Origin of the sequence: Streptosporangium sp. 'caverna' (genome assembly GCF_003203775.1) — a bacterium.
GTDB lineage: Bacteria > Actinomycetota > Actinomycetes > Streptosporangiales > Streptosporangiaceae > Streptosporangium > Streptosporangium subroseum.
In genome coordinates this window covers 969,932-986,687 of sequence record NZ_CP029711.1, presented here as the reverse complement: position 1 = coordinate 986,687, position 16,756 = coordinate 969,932, and the positions used below count along the sequence as shown (strand labels likewise).

Annotated in this window: 16 protein-coding genes; 3 read left to right on the top strand and 13 right to left on the bottom strand. The window is 68.9% G+C overall.

Going from position 1 to position 16,756, the window contains the following annotated elements; translation table 11 throughout:
• Positions 1 to 32: 32 nt before the first annotated feature.
• Positions 33 to 668, bottom strand: a complete 636-nt coding sequence (locus tag DKM19_RS04600; RefSeq protein WP_110694624.1) for a hypothetical protein — start codon at positions 666 to 668, stop codon at positions 33 to 35.
• A gap of 337 nt (positions 669 to 1,005) precedes the next feature.
• Positions 1,006 to 2,442, bottom strand: a complete 1,437-nt coding sequence (locus tag DKM19_RS04595) for an MFS transporter (RefSeq protein WP_239514079.1) — start codon at positions 2,440 to 2,442, stop codon at positions 1,006 to 1,008.
• A gap of 75 nt (positions 2,443 to 2,517) precedes the next feature.
• Between DKM19_RS04595 and DKM19_RS04590 the strand changes: the two genes are divergently transcribed.
• Positions 2,518 to 2,919 (top strand): MarR family winged helix-turn-helix transcriptional regulator, encoded by a 402-nt coding sequence (locus DKM19_RS04590; protein ID WP_239514078.1) that lies wholly within the window; start codon positions 2,518 to 2,520, stop codon positions 2,917 to 2,919.
• A gap of 67 nt (positions 2,920 to 2,986) precedes the next feature.
• Here DKM19_RS04590 and DKM19_RS04585 read toward each other — a convergent pair whose 3' ends face one another.
• Positions 2,987 to 3,634 (bottom strand): response regulator transcription factor, encoded by a 648-nt coding sequence (locus DKM19_RS04585; RefSeq protein WP_110694622.1) that lies wholly within the window; start codon positions 3,632 to 3,634, stop codon positions 2,987 to 2,989.
• Positions 3,619 to 4,875, bottom strand: coding sequence for a sensor histidine kinase (locus DKM19_RS04580; protein ID WP_110694621.1), 1,257 nt, complete (start codon positions 4,873 to 4,875; stop codon positions 3,619 to 3,621). Before DKM19_RS04580 ends, DKM19_RS04585 begins: the two co-directional genes overlap by 16 nt.
• Before the next feature lie 231 nt (positions 4,876 to 5,106).
• Between DKM19_RS04580 and DKM19_RS04575 the strand changes: the two genes are divergently transcribed.
• Both DKM19_RS04575 and DKM19_RS04570 read left to right on the top strand, forming a co-directional pair.
• Positions 5,107 to 5,544 carry a hypothetical protein gene (locus DKM19_RS04575; RefSeq protein WP_110694620.1) on the top strand — a complete coding sequence of 146 codons (438 nt, stop codon included), beginning with the start codon at positions 5,107 to 5,109 and terminating at the stop codon, positions 5,542 to 5,544.
• Between the two features lie 34 nt (positions 5,545 to 5,578).
• On the top strand, positions 5,579 to 5,944 hold the full coding sequence (locus tag DKM19_RS04570; protein ID WP_110694619.1) for a hypothetical protein: 366 nt from the start codon (positions 5,579 to 5,581) through the stop codon (positions 5,942 to 5,944).
• Between the two features lie 106 nt (positions 5,945 to 6,050).
• Here DKM19_RS04570 and DKM19_RS04565 read toward each other — a convergent pair whose 3' ends face one another.
• The 9 genes from DKM19_RS04565 to DKM19_RS04525 all read right to left on the bottom strand — a co-directional run bounded on the left by DKM19_RS04565 (position 6,051) and on the right by DKM19_RS04525 (position 16,347).
• Entirely contained in the window at positions 6,051 to 7,019 is a 969-nt protein-coding gene (locus DKM19_RS04565) for a hypothetical protein (RefSeq protein WP_110694618.1), read from the bottom strand.
• On the bottom strand, positions 7,016 to 7,468 hold the full coding sequence (locus DKM19_RS04560) for an RNA polymerase sigma factor (protein WP_369990893.1): 453 nt from the start codon (positions 7,466 to 7,468) through the stop codon (positions 7,016 to 7,018). Before DKM19_RS04560 ends, DKM19_RS04565 begins: the two co-directional genes overlap by 4 nt.
• A gap of 295 nt (positions 7,469 to 7,763) precedes the next feature.
• A complete protein-coding gene (locus tag DKM19_RS04555; protein WP_110694616.1) occupies positions 7,764 to 9,044 on the bottom strand; it encodes a thymidine phosphorylase in 1,281 nt (426 codons plus the stop codon).
• Between the two features lie 84 nt (positions 9,045 to 9,128).
• On the bottom strand, positions 9,129 to 9,524 hold the full coding sequence (locus DKM19_RS04550) for a cytidine deaminase (RefSeq protein WP_369990889.1): 396 nt from the start codon (positions 9,522 to 9,524) through the stop codon (positions 9,129 to 9,131).
• Positions 9,525 to 9,650: 126 nt separating this feature from the next.
• A complete protein-coding gene (locus DKM19_RS04545) occupies positions 9,651 to 10,931 on the bottom strand; it encodes an ABC transporter permease (RefSeq protein WP_110694614.1) in 1,281 nt (426 codons plus the stop codon).
• A complete protein-coding gene (locus DKM19_RS04540; protein WP_110694613.1) occupies positions 10,928 to 12,082 on the bottom strand; it encodes an ABC transporter permease in 1,155 nt (384 codons plus the stop codon). The genes DKM19_RS04545 and DKM19_RS04540 overlap by 4 nt, the downstream gene beginning before the upstream one ends.
• Before the next feature lie 37 nt (positions 12,083 to 12,119).
• Entirely contained in the window at positions 12,120 to 13,643 is a 1,524-nt protein-coding gene (locus DKM19_RS04535) for an ABC transporter ATP-binding protein (RefSeq protein WP_110694612.1), read from the bottom strand.
• Positions 13,644 to 13,747: 104 nt separating this feature from the next.
• On the bottom strand, positions 13,748 to 14,836 hold the full coding sequence (locus tag DKM19_RS04530; RefSeq protein WP_162641296.1) for a BMP family protein: 1,089 nt from the start codon (positions 14,834 to 14,836) through the stop codon (positions 13,748 to 13,750).
• A gap of 266 nt (positions 14,837 to 15,102) precedes the next feature.
• Positions 15,103 to 16,347 (bottom strand): M20 family metallopeptidase, encoded by a 1,245-nt coding sequence (locus tag DKM19_RS04525; protein ID WP_110694611.1) that lies wholly within the window; start codon positions 16,345 to 16,347, stop codon positions 15,103 to 15,105.
• Between the last annotated feature and the right edge of the window lie 409 nt (positions 16,348 to 16,756).

The window sequence follows — 16,756 nt, the reverse complement described above, 5'->3', positions numbered from 1 at the left end:
ACCGGTTTTGGTGTGCCACGCCCACCCGGGTCTCAGTGTGCGACGTCGATGACCAGACGGTTCGGGGCCTTCTGCTCCAGCACCCGGAATGCCGCCTTGCGGTCGAGGACGATGCCCACGCCCACCACGCCCTCGAAGTCTCCCGTCTTGACCACGTGCTGGACGTTGCCGAGGTCGGCCTGGAAGATCGGCCCACCCGGCCAGCTCGGCTCGCCCGCCTCGCTGTGCGCGACGGCCGGGGTCATCGACAGGTGAAGGTATGCCCCGCCCTTGGCGTCGATCGGGTCACCCGATCCGTCCTGGACGAGCTCGGACACCCATTTCACGGTGTATTCGGGAAAGTCACCCTTCAGATCGATCACCACGCGGTCGAATCCGCCGTGCTCGGCGAACCGTGCCCCGGTGACGATCGGCGGCACGGCGGCGGGGTGCTGGACCTTGATCTCCTCGGTGCTCGTCGGAGGTTTCAGGGTCATCGGCGGGTCGGCGGAGGATGAGACGGGGGGAGAGCCGGAAGGCGAGGGGATCGGCGAGGTCGCCGTGACCGCGGTCTCCGGGGTGGTGGAGGACGACGTCACGGGCTGCGAGGTGGGACTGCAGCCGATCAGCAGGGCGAGGGGAACGAACGCGAGCGCAACGAGGGTGCGGGGAACAAGGGTGCGGTTCATGGTGAGCCTCCTGCCCCGTTAGATGCTCAGTAGCCTGGAGAGGTTCACCTCGCCGCCGCATCTGTTGTGGCCAGATCTTGACAGCCAGCCGAGACAGGAGTCAAGCATCGGAGTGGGAGCCGGAATGTCGGCGGACGGCGAGGCCGTCGCCGACTCGGAATCCCACCGCCGCCGGCCCCCGAATTCCGGCGGCGGTGGACTTCGCGTCCCAGGGGGAGACCGCGTCCCGTCTCCCCGTTCTCACCCGCCTCCACGGAGGCTGTGTCCCCGCGTCCCCGCGTCCCCGTGTCCCCGTGCGGCGGGTGAGCGTCTTCCGTCTTCGAACCGTCCCGGCCCGTCAGACGGTCTCCAGCACCTTCTCCCCTCCGGTCTCCTCCCCCGCCACGACGGCCGTACGGGAACGGCGGAGGCCGGTGAGGGCGATCGCCAGGCCGACCACGCCGAGGATCGCGGAGACCGCGATCGCGGCGTGGAAGCTCTCCAGCGGGTCGGCGCCCGGGTTGGAGGTGAGGACCGCCGTCACGACGGCCAGTACGAGTGCCCCGCCGACCTGTCCCGAGGTGTTGAGCAGCCCGGAGGCCAGGCCCTGCTCGTCGTCCGCGACACCGTTGGTCGCCTGGATGTTCAGTGAGGGGAAGGACAGTCCGAAGGCGATGCCCAGCAGGACCATTCCGGGAATGATCAGTGTGGCCAGGCTGGGGTTGCCGTCCAGCCGGAGGAAGAACGCGTATCCGACGGCCAGTGCGGCCGCACCGATCACGATCAGCCGGGCGGTTCCGAACCGGTCGGCCAGCTTGCCCATCCTGGTGGAGCTCACGGCCACCAGCAGCCCGGCGGGCAGGAAGGCCAGCGCGGTCTCCAGGGCGGACCAGTGCAGGAAGTTCTGGAAGTACTGCATGGCCACGAACTGGAAGCCGACATAGGAGCCGAAGAGGATCACCAGGCCGAGGTTGGCCCGGACGATCGGGCCGGAGCGCAGGATGCCGAGCCGTACCAGCGGGTGCTTGACCCTCAGCTCGGTCACCACGAACGCGGCCAGCAGGACCGCGGCGCCGGCCAGCGAGGCGATGGTGCGCGCCGAGCCCCAGCCCGACTGCGGAGCCTCGACCACGGTGTAGACCAGCAGCAGCATCGAGGCGGTGATGGTCACGGCGCCGATGAGGTCGTGGCCGCCTTCGGCCTTCTCCTCGCGGTGCTTGGGCAGGAACTTCAGGGCCGCGACCAGAGCGATGATCGCGACGGGGACCGGCATGAGGAACGTCCAGCGCCAGCCGAGCTCGGTCAGGAATCCGGAGATGACCAGGCCCAGGGAGAAGCCGCTGGCACCGGAGGCGGTGAAGATGCTGAGAGCCCTGTTGCGGGCCGGGCCCTCGGCGAAGGTCGTGGTGATGATGGACAGCGCGGCGGGCGCGGTGAAGGCGGCGCTCACGCCCTTGACGAACCGGGCCGCGATCAGCAGGGTCCCGTCGTTGACCACGCCCCCGAGCAGTGAGGCCACGGCGAAGACCGCGAGGGCGATCAGGAAGACCCTGCGCCGCCCGAGCAGGTCGGCGGTCCGGCCGCCGAGGAGGAGCAGGCCACCGTATCCGAGCACATAGCCGCTGACCACCCATTGGAGGGAGGACGTGGACAACCCGAGGTCGTCCTGGATGGACGGCAGGGCGACTCCCACCATCGAAACGTCGAGAGCGTCGAGGAAGACAACGGCGCAGAGCACTATGAGCGCGGCCCAGAGGCGCGCGTCCCAGCGCCCATCGTGGGATGAAGAGGTCATGGTGGACGACACTACATGCAAGTGCATCTAATGCAAAAGCATTTAATGCCTGTGCATTTAATGTTCATGCATGGTATGCTCCGCAGCATGAGCGAGGAGTACGCGGTCCGCGCATGGCGCGAGGTGCTGGCCAAGCACGCCACGGCCGCCTGTGCACTGGAGCGCGAGCTCGCCGAACGCCACCACCTCGGGATGAGCGAGTTCGAGGTCCTGGAGCGGATGGTCGAGGGCGGCGCGAGGAAATACCGGGTTCAGGAGCTGGCCGACGCGGTCCACCTGAGCCAGAGCGCATGCTCCCGGCTGATCGCCCGCCTGGAGAAGGCCGGCCTGGTGAGCCGCGACATCTGCGACGTCGACCGCCGCGGGATCTTCGTTTGCATCACCGCGGAGGGCCATGCGCGCCATGCCGCGGCCCAGCCCACCCATCGCGCCGTGATCGGTGAGATCTTCGCCCCCTCGGAGCCGAGCCGGGTGTGAGTCGTCGAAGTGCGGGAAATCCCGGCCATGGTTGGGACCCGCATCTCCACGGGGCCCTGAAGGCGCGTCAGGGCTTGTTCAGGTAGGCGAGGACGGCGAGGACACGACGGTTGTTGTTGTCGTCGTCGGTGATGCCGAGCTTGCCGAACATGGAGGTGGTGTACTTGCCGATGGCGCTCTCGCTGAGGAAGAGCCGCTGTCCGATGGCCTGATTGGACAGTCCCTCGGCCATGAGGCCGAGCACGGAGTGTTCGCGTTCGGTGAGCCCTCCGAGTCGCCGGTTCGAGGACCCGCTGGACAGCAGTTTGGCGATGACGGCCGGGTCCATGGCGGTCCCGCCGCCGGCGACGCGCTCCAGAGCATCGATGAACTGGTCGGCGTCGAAGACGCTCTCCTTGAGGAAATAGCCGATGCCACCGGCGCCGTCGGCCAGAAGTTCGCGGGCGTACAGCTGTTCGACGTGCTGAGAAAGGATCAGGACCGGCAGTCCGGGCAGTTCGCCGCGGGCGGCGAGAGCCGCACGCAGGCCCTCATCCGACTGGGTCGGCGGCATGCGGACGTCGACGATGGAGACATCCGGCCGCCACGTCAGCAGCGCGTCGAGCGTCTCGGGCCCGGTGGTCGCCGTCGCCACCACCTGGTGTCCGTACGCCTCGACGAGGCGGACCATCCCGTCGCGCAGGAGGTAGAGGTCTTCGGCTACAACGATTCGCATGGCACCGTCATCCTCGCGCGAGTCGGACCGCCTGCCGGACTGGTGATCTCCAAGGCGCCGTCGAAGACCGCGAGGCGACGGCGCAGTCCCGCGAGTCCACCGCCGGCTCGCACGTCGGCTCCGCCCCGGCCGTTGTCCTCGACCTCGACGACGAGGTCGGTGTCGTCCCGGGCGATGGAGATCCGCGCCCGGGTCGCCCGGGCGTGCTTGACCGCGTTGGTCACCAGTTCGGCGATTCCGAAGTACACGGCGGACTCGATCGGCGGGTCCAGGCGTAGCCGAACGTCGGCGCTGACAGCCACTTCGAGCGGGCTGTCCAGGGCGAAAGCGCGAACGGCGTCGACGAGCCCTCGCTCGTTCAGCACCGGCGGGCTGATTCCCCGGACCAGTTCGCGGAGCTCGGTCAGTGACGTGGCGGCTCCGACCCGCGCTTCCCGCAGCAGCGCCTTACCCCGGTCGGGGTCGGTTTCCATCAGCTTCTCCGCGGTCGCCAGAGAGAGCCCGAGCGCGACCAGGCGGGCCTGCGCCCCGTCGTGCAGGTCCCGCTCGATCCGGCGGATCTCGGCGGCCTGCGCGACCGTGGTGTCCGCGCGCTGGGCCGTCAGCTCATCCACCCGATCGACCAGCGCCATCGCGGGCGAGGGGCGCAGGAAGCGGACGGCCACCGGCTCGACGGCCCGCCAGGCGTACGGGGCGCCGGCGATCGCCACGACCAGGCCGAGCACCCCGATGAGGCGCGCGGAGAGCTCCGGCCGGGAGAACCCGAGGACCGCCGCCGCGACTCCGGCCGGCGGAATGGCACCGATCACGCCCACGGTGATCGGTGCGATCCCCATGAAGCGCAGGTCACGCCAGACGGCGGGGTCTCTCCACCAGAGCCGCATTCTCTGATCCATGAGGGCGTCGCGCCTGGTGCGCTCGTAGCTGAAGCCGTTCCACCAGTATCCGGTGGACATCCGCGTCACCGGCCCGGCCTGCCGGTATCCGGCGGGAATGACGGTGGCCGTCCATCTCGCGACGAGGGAGCGGAACATCCGGCAGACCGGGCGCGACAGGGCGAACGTGCCGATGCATGCCCACACGAAGGGCGCTATCCATGTCCACGCGCCTCCACCCCACCAGATCCACAGCGCCACGGCAGCGGCCCACACGGCCGGGACCATCATGCTGACGACCACCGCAACGCACGCTCGCCCGAACCCCACGCAGGCACCTGCCGCCCACGCCCCCACCTGTCTCATGATCTTTCCTTCTCCTTCGCAACCCCGGCCGTGGCACCCGCTATTCCCGCACCGCGCCGACCCGGCCGGTATGACCTGGTGTTTCCACTGTGCACCGCACAGAGCCTGCCACCTCCCGGCTCGGCTCTGAAGTGGGGCCAGACCCACTCACCCGTACGTCCAGGCCCATACCGCACGACCCCATGCGCTCCCTAACGTCGGCACCACGCCAGACAACACGAGGGAAGAGACATGGAAACCACCAGCCACACCACGGCCGAGACCGTCCACCTCAACCACCCACGCACCCGGCGAGCCTTCGGCAAGGCGAAGATCCTCGTCGCGGCCTACGGCGCGCTCAGCGCCGCGGTGCTCATCACGGTCGTCATCCTCGCGATCAGCGAACAGACGGTGACCTCGTTCATGTGGGGCCGGTCGGCCGGAGTGCTCGCGAGCGCCGCGGTGACCTACTGGCTGACCGTCCTCGCCTCACGGGGCGCACGATGGGCCTATCTCCGCGTGCGCATCATCTCGATCGTCATGCCGATCGCGATCATCGCCATCGACCTGATTCCCGGAGCCCTCCCTCCGTGGTTCGTCATGATGCAGGCCACCTGCGCCCTCGCCATCGCCGCGACCGCTTTCGTCATCAACGGACCCGGACTGCGCACCGCCTTCCCAAGGCCGTGACCAGGGCGGAGCGGCCGGGTGGAAGGATGACGGGATGACATACCGCAGCCCGCTGGAGATGCCGGCGGAGGAGTTCCCGTTCGATGTCCTGCCGGAGCACCTCGCGTTGCTGCGCCGTGCCCGCACCACGTGGGACGGCTCGGAGGGAGTGGGGAGTGGCGCCCCCGGCCTGGACCGCTGGGCGCCGTTCGGCAGCCTGGACGTGTACGGCGACATCGCCGCCATCGTGGACGGCCGGACCGACGGCGCCCACGACCCGGCCGAGGAGCACCGCTACGACCGGTTGTTCGTCGAGCTGACCCTGACGCTGGAGATCGTCCTGCAGACGGGGCGGTTCGAGCCCGGCCGCTACGTGCGCCCGCCGGTCGGCGCATGGCAGCTTGCGCCGGGCACGCAGTGAACCTGCTCACGCAGGCAACCCACGAGCCGTGAGACGGCGGCGCAGCATGAGTCCGGCGGCGGAGGTCAATCCGGACGCGGGGCAGGGCCTGGGCGGTTCGGGTGCTCTAGGTGAGGTCGAAGGCGACGTCGCCGAGGCGGACCGTGCGGACCTTCGGATCGTCGAGGGTCTTCCGCAAGGCGTCGACGGATTCCCCGGCGGTGACATATCCGTAGATACGTCCGTCAGAGGAAGCTTTGCGGAGATTATCCAGGCTCAAGCCCAGCTCCTTGAGGTTGGCGGCATCGTGGTCGCGCAGCTGCCCCACCCAGTTCTGGAAGGACTTGACCGCCTCCGCGCCGGAGGTGGACAGTCCGGTTTCCCGGTCCGGCGCCGGCTCGTGGAAGAAAACCGAGAAGGAGGAACTCCACCCCAGGGGCATGCGAAAGGTGGAACCGCTGCCCGCCGGTGAGAGCAGGAAAGTGAGGTCGGGCCCAGGGCCCTCGTCTCCGTAGTGCTCCTGATAGAACTTCTCGAACTCCTCGCCGGTCAGCGGCCTCTCGAATTCGACCACCGCGGTGCCGAGCAGGGACTTGGGCAGGCGACCGAACACACCTTCGGCCCGCCCGTGCGCCTCCTGCTGGGAGCCGGCATGCTCACCGGTCTGCCCCAGCGCCTCGGTCAGCTTCGACTGGAGCCCATACACACCTTCCGTCACGTGGCCCAGCAGGTTCTGGGTGATCTCGAAGCTGACCGCACCGGGTCTGCGGGTGACTTCGGACGGCAACTGCCGGGGTTCGCGCGGCTCGGCCTCGATGGTCAGCGTCATCGAGGTGAGATCCGAGTCCAGCGAGCTCAGACCCGAGGAGTAGTCGGGGTGGGCGACCAGGAAGGCCGTCCCGAGCACCCGCTGCATGCGGTCGTCCCTGTCACCGCGAAACTGGATCAGCGCCGAAACGCCATTGAGTATGAGAAACCCTGCCAGAAGCAGTGCGATCGTCCGCGACGCGGTGCGCAGCAGGCCTCGCCGCACGGCACGGCGCGTCATGCGAGGGTCGAAGGCGGGAATCGGAGGCAGATCCTCGTCGGCGGTCATCCGTCAGCTCCATAGGTCTCGGCGAACGCGGCGCGTGCGCGCCACAGGGCTGTTTTGATCGACCCGGATGTGCGGCCGGTCATCGCGGCCACCTCCACAAGGCTGAACCCGTCGAGGTAGACCCAGGTGAGCACCTGCCGGTACGGCTCAGGCAGACGAGACAGCACGTCACGGACCGCGACGCTGTCGGGCAGGGAGTCGTCCACGCCCAACTCCTCGGCTGCGGGCAGCGGCAGGGTCGTTCGACGACGCCTGGCGTGATCGACGAGCACACTGCGCGCGACGCTGAGCAGCCAGCCCGCGGCCGACTCTCCACGCCATCCCAGCAGTGCCTGGGTGGCCTTGACGAACGTTGCCTGGGCCAGGTCTTCGGCCAGGTGGGTATCGCGGGTGCGACGAAGCAGGTAGCCGTAAACCAAGCGCCAGTGCTCGCGATAGAGCTCCTCGATGCTCGCGCTGATGGCAGCCTCCGCCGGTGGTCGATGCTCATACTTCCAGGGACGAGCCCCATCACCGAAAGGTCACACGGCACCTGCCGAACCGCGGCACTAAATTACGAAATAGCCCTTGAGGCGCGACATCGAACGTGAGTCGATGCCGATAGCCGAGGCATTCGGGATAACGGTCGCCACCCGGGGACCGCTCGCCCACGGCACCCTGCCAGGCAGGTTCACCCGGCGGGCAGGAGCCGAGGCGGGCACATCCAGCGCACCCGGATCCGCCGGCGCGCGCTGCGAGACGCGATCAGGCCGTGATGCGGTCGATCACCAGGGGCAGCAGGTCCGGGTCGGCGGTCTCGCCGATGACGTAGGCGCCCTCCAGCGCGGCGAGCGCCCGCTCGAAGCGGACGGTCTCATCCGCGTGCAGGGTCATCAGCGGCTGCCCCTCACGGACCAGGTCTCCCGGCCTGGCGTGCAGCATGATGCCCGCGCCGAAGGACACCGGGTCCTCCTTGCGCTCCCGGCCCGCGCCGAGCCGCCAGGCGGCCAGGCCCACGCCGTACGCGTCGAGCCTGGACAGCACGCCGGACGAGGGCGCGGTGATCTCCATGGTCTCGGCGGCCCTGGGCAGCAGGGCGTCGGGGTCGCCGCCCTGAGCGCTGATCATCCGGCGCCAGACGTCCATCGCCGAGCCGTCCTTCAGCGCCTGCTCCGGGTCCTTGCCCCCGGTCAGGCCCCCGGCCTCCAGCATCTCGCGCGCCAGCCGTACGGTCAGCTCGACCACATCGGCGGGCCCGCCGCCGGCGAGCACCTCGACGGACTCGGTGACCTCCAGCGCGTTGCCCACGGCCCGGCCGAGTGGCCGGTCCATGGCGGTGAGCAGGGCGACCGTGTTGACCCCGGCGTCGGTGCCCAGCTCGACCATGGTCATGGCCAGCTCGCGGGCCCGGTCCACGGTCTTCATGAACGCGCCGGAGCCGACCTTGACGTCCAGCACGAGTGCCCCGGTGCCCTCAGCGATCTTCTTCGACATGATCGAGGAGGCGATCAGCGGGATCGACTCGACGGTGCCGGTGACGTCGCGCAGCGCGTAGAGCTTCTTGTCCGCCGGGGCCAGCCCGTCTCCGGCCGCGCAGATGACCGCGCCGGCCTTCCTGAGCACGTCGAGCATCCCGTCGTTGGACAGGGACGCCTGCCAGCCGGGGATGGACTCCAGCTTGTCCAGGGTGCCGCCGGTGTGACCGAGCCCCCGGCCGGACAGCTGCGGCACGTAGCCGCCGCACGCGGCGACCAGGGGGGCCAGCGGCAGCGTGATCTTGTCGCCGACACCGCCGGTGGAGTGCTTGTCGGTGGTGGGGCCGGGCAGCGCCGACCAGTCCATCCGGGACCCGGACCGGATCATGGCCTGGGTCCACTCGGCGATCTCCCGGCGGGTCATGCCGTTGAGCAGGATCGCCATCGCGAGCGAGGACATCTGCTCGTCGGCCACGACGCCCCTCGTGTAGGCGTCGAGCACCCAGTCGATCTGCTCCGTGGACAGCTCGCGGCCGTCCCGCTTGGTGACGATGACGTCGATCACGTCCATGGTCAGGCCCCCCGGCTCGGTTTGGCGACGACGACGTCGATCACGTTCAGGTCCTTCGACTCAGCGTGGTGGCGATGATCATGGTCAGGCTCCCCGGCTCAGGTTGTCCGGTCCGAAGGCGTACGGCAGGATCTCCGCCATCGGCTTGGGGCCGTCGACGGTCTCCACCAGCAGCTCGGGGCCGCCGAACTCGAACAGGAGCTGACGGCACCTGCCGCACGGCATGAGCAGCTCCTCGTGCCCGTCCACGCAGGTGAACGCGACCAGCCGCCCGCCGCCGGAGGACTGGAGCGCGGACACCAGCCCGCACTCCGCGCACAGTCCGAGGCCGTAGGAGGCGTTCTCGACGTTGCAGCCGGACACGATCCGCCCGTCGTCCACCAGGGCGGCGGCGCCGACCGGGAATTTGGAGTAGGGGGCGTAGGCGTGCGTCATCACCCGTGCGGCTTCCGCCTTGAGTGCTGCCCAGTCGATGGTCATCGGACTCGATCCGCTCATGGGCACGTCGCGAACGACTCGTGCCACTTACGCCGCTTCTTGCAGGACTTCTCGCACACTACGGTCACTTCGTCCGCCCCCCGCGGTACGGCATGCCGGCCGGCACGGTCACTTCGCCTGTCCCCTGCGGTACGGCACGCCGTCGGCGGCGGGCATCCGAAGCCGCTGGGCGGCCAGTGACAGCACCAGCAGCGTGGTGATGTGCGGGGTGACCGAGGTGAACTCCGACGGGATGGTGTCGGTCAGCGAGAACAGGACGAACACCGCGATCGCCGCGATCCCGGTGATCAGCGCCGCCCTCGTGCGGTTCTGCCTGACGAGCTGGTAGACCGCCATGGCGGCGATCAGGATCGCCACGACCAGCAGCAGCGCGTGCACCGACTCGCCGCCCCGGCGGAGCTGGAGTCCGTCGGTGTAGCCGAACAGCACCGCGCCGCCCGCCAGACCTCCCGGCCGCCAGTTACCGAAGATCATGGCGGCGAGGCCGATGAAGCCCCGGCCGCCCGTCTGTCCCTCGCGGTAGGCGCTGGCCGCCACCAGCGACAGGAACGCGCCGCCGAGGCCGGCGAGGGCGCCGGAGATGACCACCGCGACGTACTTGTAGGAGTAGACGTTGACGCCCAGCGACTCCGCCGCCGTCGGGCTCTCTCCGCAGGAGCGCAGCCGCAGGCCGAACGCCGTGCGCCAGAGCACGTAGTACGTCAGCGGGATCAGCAGGATCGCCAGGATGGTGAGGAGCGAGACGTTTGTGGTCAGGCCGCGCAGGATGCCCGACAGGTCGGACAGAAGGAACCACTGCTTGGCCTCCAGTCCCTTCAGCTGGTCCCCGATCCACGGCAGGCTCACAACGCCCGGTTTGGGCACCGGCGGCGACTGGGCGTCGCCGCCGCCCGGCATGGTGGCGAAGGTGACCTTGGAGAGATACTGGGTGACGCCCAGGCCCAGGATGTTGATCGCGACACCGGAGATGATGTGGTCGACCCCGAACGTCACGGTGGCGAGCGCGTGCAGCAGGCCGCCGAGGGCGCCGCCGATCGCGCCGGCCAGGACGCCCGCCCAGGGGTTGCCGAAGTGGATCGCACCCCAGGCCCCCGCCCAGGTGCCCAGGATCATCATGCCCTCGAGGCCGATGTTGACCACACCGGCCCGCTCGGACCACAGGCCGCCGAGACCGGCCAGGCCGATCGGCACGGCCAGCGCGACGGCGGCGTTGATCGCCCCCGCCGAGGTGAGGTCGACGGCGCCGGTGACGACCCGGGTCAACGACAGCAGGAGGATCAGCCCGCCGAGGGCGTAGAGCATGACCTGCCAGGTGAACTTGAACTTCCTGGCCTTTTTCGGCTCCTCCACCGGAGGGGCCTCCACCACGGCCAGACCGCCTTCGCTCATGCCGACGCTCCTTCAGCCTGGGTGGGAGTCGCGCTCGCCAATTGCCTGCTCACCCGGCGTTGCCCGGCCGAGATCTGGTAACGGTGGACGAGCTCGTACGCGACGATGACCGAGAGCACGATTGTGCCCTGCATGATCTGGACGATGTCCGGGGAGATCTCGTGCAGCTGCAGAATGTTCGACGAGGTGTCGAGGAAGGCCCAGAGCAGGGCGCCGAACGCGATGCCCACGGGGTTGTTGCGGCCGAGCAGCGCGATCGCGATCCCGATGAAACCGAGCCCCGTGGGGAAGTCCAGGCTGTAGCTGTAGGACGCGCCAAGCAACTGCGGCATGCCGACCAGGCCCGCCATCGCGCCGGACAGCATCATCGCGATCAGGACCATCCTCTTCACGTTGACCCCGCTGGCCACCGCGGCCGACTCGGAGCGTCCGGTGGCCCGCAGGTCGAAGCCGAAGCGGGTCTTGTTGATCAACACGTGATAGAGGATGCCCATGGCGACCGCCAGGATGATGAGGCCGAACACCTTGCTCGTGGTGCCGGGGATGATCTCCAGGCCGGGCACCTGACCGGACGCGCCGATCGGTTTGGTACCGATGTTGTTGCTGCCCGAGACCTCGACCGCGAAGCGATCCTTGTTGAGCAGCCAGGCGCCGAGCGCGGTGGCGATGGCGTTCAACATGATCGTCGAGATGACCTCGCTGACCCCTCGCCTGACCTTGAGCAGGCCGGCGATCGACGCCCATCCGGCGCCGACCACCATGGCGACGAAGATGATGAGGGCGACGTGCAGCGGAGCGGGCAGGGTGACCGCGCCGCCGACGGCCGCGGCGACGAGCGCCGCGAGGCGGTACTGGCCGTCCACGCCGATGTTGAACAGGTTCATCCTGAACCCGATCGCCACCGCCAGCGCGGACAGGTAGTAGTACGTCGCGGAGTTCAGGGTCAGCACGATCGACCGCGGCCGCGTGCCGTACTCGACCATGATGAGCAGCGTGTCCAGCGGGGGGTCGCCCGTGATCAGCAGGACGATCGAGGTGATCAGTCCGGCGAACACGATGGCCAGGATCGGCGCGACCAGGACGACCGGGCCTCTGAGCCGGACCCGGCCGAGGAGCCTGTCGGCGAAGGTCGACTTCGCGGGGCCGCTCATACGAGCACCCCGGCTGCCACGCGCGCTGTGTGGATGTTCATGCCGCCTCTCCAGCACCCGTCATGGCTGATCCGAGCTGCTCGGGCGTCACGTTCCGCGGATCCACGTCCGCCACGATGCGACCTCGCAGGAGGACCTTCAGCGTGTCCGACAGGCCGATGAGCTCGTCGAGGTCGGCCGAGATCAGAAGTACGGCCAGGCCCGCGGCGCGGGCGGCACGGAGGTGGTCCCAGATCGCGGCCTGGGCGCCGACGTCCACGCCGCGCGTCGGGTGGGAGGCGATCAGGAACACCGGATCGCCGCTCATCTCCCGGCCGATGATCAGTTTCTGCTGGTTGCCGCCGGACAGGGCCGAGGCGTCCACGTCGATGCCCGGCGTCCGCACGTCGTACTCATCGACGATGCGCTGGGTGTCCTTGCGCGCTCCCGCGCGGTCGATCCAGAAACCCCTGACGTTGGGCCGCCGCGTCTGGTGACCGAGGATCCGGTTCTCCCAGAGCGGCGCCTCCAGCAGCAGTCCCTGCCGGTGCCGGTCCTCGGGGATGTAGCCGATGCCGGCCTCGCGGCGGCGCAACGTCGGCCAGGCGGAGATGTCGTGCTCACCGAGCCGGATCTCGCCGTCGGCGACGCGCATGCCCATGACGGCCTCGACGAGCTCGGCCTGGCCGTTGCCCTCGACGCCGGCGATGCCGAGCACCTCACCCTTGCGGATGTCGAAGTCGACGCCGTCGACGATGCGGCGGCCCTCCGGCGACTGGACGGTCAGGCCGCGCACCGACACCGCCACCACGTCGGTGACGGTGGACTCGCGGGTCTCCGGGCTGGGCAGCTCGCTGCCCACCATGAGCTCGGCGAGCTGTCTGGCCGTCACGTCCTTGGGAACCACGCTGGCCACGGTCGTGCCGCGCCGGATGACGGTGATCGCGTCGGCGACCGAGAGCACCTCGTCCAGCTTGTGGGAGATGAAGATGATCGTGAGGCCCTCGCGGACCAGCTCGCGCAGGTTGGCGAAGAGCTCCTCCACCTCGTGCGGCACCAGCACGGCGGTCGGCTCGTCCAGGATGAGGATCCGGGCGCCGCGGTAGAGGACCTTCAGGATCTCCACCCGCTGCCGGGCGCCGACTCCCAGGTCCTCGACCGTGACATCGGGGTCGAGCCCGAGGCCGTAGGAGTCGGAGATCTTTATGATCTTCTTCCGGGCGGCGCCGAAGTCGAGGGCGATCCCGGCCTTGCGAGGCTCGCTGCCCAGGACCACGTTCTCCAGCACGGTCAGGTTGTCGGCCAGCATGAAGTGCTGGTGGACCATCCCGATGCCCGCCGCGATCGCGTCCCCGGGGGTACGGAAGGTCACGGCTGTCCCGTTGACGCGGATCTCACCCTCGTCGGGACGCTGCATGCCGTACAGGATCTTCATGAGCGTGGACTTGCCCGCGCCGTTCTCGCCGACGATGGCGTGCACGTGGCCCTGCCACACGGAAAGGGAGACGTCGCGATTGGCCACGACGCCGGGGAATCGTTTTGTGATCCCCTCGAGTTCGACGGCCGGAGTCGAGGTGTTGATGACGGCCTCCTCCGCACGGATGGCCTTGATTGCGGAACGTGATGGTGAGAGCAGGACAGGGGGCCCGGGGAGATTTGTCCGCCGAGCCCCCTATTTGTACCAGTTCAGGAGGTCTTGTCCGGCACGGTGATCTCGCCGGAAATGATCTTCTGCTTGAACTCGTCGAGCTTGGCCTTGATGTCGTCGACCTGTCCACCGGTGGTGGAGTAGTCGACGCCGCCGGCCTTGAGGTCGTACGACGTGGTGCCGGACTTCACCGTGTTGTCGGCGAAGCTCTTCAGGAAATCGAAGACGGCGACGTCGACCTTCTTCAGCATGGAGGTCATGATGACGCCCTGCAGGTCGGCGGCGGCGGTCTTGGCCTGGTCGGAGTCGACGCCGATGGCCAGGCCGCCCGCGGCCTTGGCGGCCTCGAACACGCCGCTGCCGGAGCCGCCCGCGGCCTGGTAGACCACGTCGGCGCCCGCGTCGAACATGCCCTCGGCCGCGGTCTTGCCCTTGGCCGGGTCAGCGAAGCCGGTGAAGTCCGGCGGCTGGCTCAGATACTTGCTATCGATCTTGATGTCCGCCTTGACGGCCTTGGCGCCTGCGGCGAACCCGGCCTCGAACTTGTTGATCAGCGGCACCTGAACGCCGCCGATGAAGCCCACGTGGCCCTTCTTGCTCTTCAGCGCCGCTGCGGCGCCGACGAGGAAGGAACCCTCATGCTCGGCGAAGAGCAGGTTGGAGATGTTGGCACCCGTGGCGTCCGCGTCGTCGACGATCGCGAACTTGATGTCCGGGAACTCGGCGGCGACCTTCTTCAAGGAGCCGGAGTAGGCGAAGCCGATGGCGATGATCGGGTTGTAGCCGCCGTCGGCGAGCAGACGGAGCCGCTCCTCCTTGGCAGCCTCGGTCTCGCCGTTGCCGGCTTCGAGCTCCTTGGTCTCGGCGAGGCCGAGCTCACTCTTGGCCTTGTCCAGGCCGGCGGCGGCCGCGTCGTTGAACGACTGGTCACCACGCCCGCCGATGTCATAGGCGAGACCGACCTTCGCGCCGGCCGCGGCCGGGGCCGCGCTGCTCGCTCCGTCACTCGGCGCGGCCGCGGTGGCCGACGTGGCCGGCTCCTCGCTTCCACCGCACGCGGCAGCTCCCATGAGCATGCTGCCCGCCAGTGCGGCTGCGGCCAGCTTGCCGAATCGGTTCTGAAGCAAGATGGACTCCCTTCGCGTTTCTGTGCACGCGCGAAGAGACGCACGGCAACCCTGCACGGAAGATAGTTGGTCAGGGAGGGTTGACCAAACCAGCGCACGAGTCCGCAACAGGTCCGTTATGCAGCTCACGCCACCTTGTGACCTGCGGAGGCGTCCGGACCCACCCGGGACCACCTCCTGGCGCAGGGTGATCCTTTCTTCGGGGGACGCGTTTCCCGTCACCGCTGTGGCAGGTGTTACGGACGGGAAAGTCTGGCCGTGCTACGTCAGTTGTCCAGGTTCAGGGCCATGAGCGGTTCGGCGGCGGCACTGGGTCGCCGCCCCTCCCAGAGCGCGGTCAGCGCGGTCGCCGCCATGAAGCGCACGCCGGCGCCGATCGCGCTCTCATCCACGTCGAAGGTGCCCTGGTGGATGTCGGCCAGAAGCGTCGACCCCGGAGTGCGGGTGCCGAGCCTGGCGAACGCCCCGGGGATGGACTCCAGATACCAGCCGAAGTCCTCACCGCCCAGGCTCTGCTCCGTCGGCACCGCGGAATCCTCTCCGAGCACACCCTCCGCGGCCTCGGCCAGCATCTGCACGCTGACCTCGTCGTTGACCACCGGCGGCACGCCGCGCACGTAGTCCATCTCGGCCTCGACCCCGTAGGCGCTCGCGACCGACTCCAGCAGCGTCTTGATCATGTCGGGGGCGGCGTGCCAGGCGGTCTCGTCCAGGCAGCGCACGGTGCCCTCGGCGATGCCGTCGTCCGGGATCGCGTTGGCGACCGAACCCGCCTCGACCCGGCCCCAGACCAGGCTCAGCGACGAGCGCGGGTCCACCCGGCGCGACAGCGCGGCCGGCAGCTCGGTGAGGATCTTGGCGAGCGCGAAGACCAGGTCGGCGGTGAGGTGCGGCCGGGCGGTGTGCCCGCCGGGACCGCTCACCCGGATCGAGACCTTGTCGCAGGCGGAGGTGATCGGCCCGGCCTTGAGACCGACCTTGCCGACGTCCAGCCGGGGGTCGCAGTGCAGGCCGAAGATCCGGTCGACCCCGCTGATGCCGCCCGAGGCCATGACCTCGAGGGCCCCGCCGGGAAGCTCCTCGGCGGGCTGGAAGATCAGCCGGACCCGGCCGGGCAGCAGCCCGGCCTCCGCCTGCTGGGCGAGGAAGAGCGAGGTGCCGAGCAGGATCGTGGTGTGCACGTCGTGGCCGCAGGCGTGGCACACGCCGGGGACCGTCGAGCTGTAGGACACGTCCTTCTCGTCGGGCACGGGCAACGCGTCGATGTCGGCGCGAAGCGCCACGGTCGGCCCGTCGCCGCTGCCGACCTCGCAGATCACGCCGGTGCCGCGCGGCAGCACCGAGGGCACGAGACCGGCCGCGGTCAGACGCTCGGCGATGCGCTGTGTCGTGCGATATTCGGCGAAGGCGAGCTCGGGATGCATGTGCAGGTCGCGTCGGAAGTCGATCAGTTCTTGCTCGCGACCGGCGAGGAACGTGTCGAGTTCTCCCAGCAAATTACGCCCGCGCATTACTTACCTTCCCATCCGCGCCAGCGGTCTGAATCGTCGACGCACCGTGCCACTGCCCAGGATCACGCGATCCATGAGGCAGCCTCGAAAAAAGCGACCGCCGCACCGATGGGCCGGAGTGGGTGTCACGAGCCACGCCGGTGCGGACTGAAAAACCGCCGACGTGGATGGGGGCAGGCCAATGGTCTTGGGGCCGCCGTCACGCTGACGATGACATCGACTTTATCCCTCCTGCCAGGCAGCTCGCCGACATCTATGCCAAATGTTTTGTCGCCCCATGCCCCACTTCTCTGTCTTCTGACCCTCTCGGACCAGAGAAGATGACCCGGATTGACTAGGCGATGATGGCCACCGGCGGCCGTGCAGGGCCATGTCACCGCGCCCGCGACAGCTCGGCGCCTCATCCAAA

What these genes read in the sequence shown, in the direction of transcription:
- DKM19_RS04595 (WP_239514079.1), bottom strand. Translation starts at nt 2,442, where the DNA reads ATGACCTCTTCATCCCACGATGGGCGCTGGGACGCGCGCCTCTGGGCC.
- DKM19_RS04585 (WP_110694622.1), bottom strand. Translation starts at nt 3,634, where the DNA reads ATGCGAATCGTTGTAGCCGAAGACCTCTACCTCCTGCGCGACGGGATG.
- DKM19_RS04575 (WP_110694620.1), top strand. Translation starts at nt 5,107, where the DNA reads ATGGAAACCACCAGCCACACCACGGCCGAGACCGTCCACCTCAACCAC.
- DKM19_RS04550 (WP_369990889.1), bottom strand. Translation starts at nt 9,524, where the DNA reads ATGACCATCGACTGGGCAGCACTCAAGGCGGAAGCCGCACGGGTGATG.
- DKM19_RS04600 (WP_110694624.1), bottom strand. Translation starts at nt 668, where the DNA reads ATGAACCGCACCCTTGTTCCCCGCACCCTCGTTGCGCTCGCGTTCGTT.
- DKM19_RS04580 (WP_110694621.1), bottom strand. Translation starts at nt 4,875, where the DNA reads ATGAGACAGGTGGGGGCGTGGGCGGCAGGTGCCTGCGTGGGGTTCGGG.
- DKM19_RS04545 (WP_110694614.1), bottom strand. Translation starts at nt 10,931, where the DNA reads ATGAGCGAAGGCGGTCTGGCCGTGGTGGAGGCCCCTCCGGTGGAGGAG.
- DKM19_RS04565 (WP_110694618.1), bottom strand. Translation starts at nt 7,019, where the DNA reads ATGACCGCCGACGAGGATCTGCCTCCGATTCCCGCCTTCGACCCTCGC.
- DKM19_RS04570 (WP_110694619.1), top strand. Translation starts at nt 5,579, where the DNA reads ATGACATACCGCAGCCCGCTGGAGATGCCGGCGGAGGAGTTCCCGTTC.
- DKM19_RS04540 (WP_110694613.1), bottom strand. Translation starts at nt 12,082, where the DNA reads ATGAGCGGCCCCGCGAAGTCGACCTTCGCCGACAGGCTCCTCGGCCGG.
- DKM19_RS04555 (WP_110694616.1), bottom strand. Translation starts at nt 9,044, where the DNA reads ATGGACGTGATCGACGTCATCGTCACCAAGCGGGACGGCCGCGAGCTG.
- DKM19_RS04525 (WP_110694611.1), bottom strand. Translation starts at nt 16,347, where the DNA reads ATGCGCGGGCGTAATTTGCTGGGAGAACTCGACACGTTCCTCGCCGGT.
- DKM19_RS04590 (WP_239514078.1), top strand. Translation starts at nt 2,518, where the DNA reads ATGCTCCGCAGCATGAGCGAGGAGTACGCGGTCCGCGCATGGCGCGAG.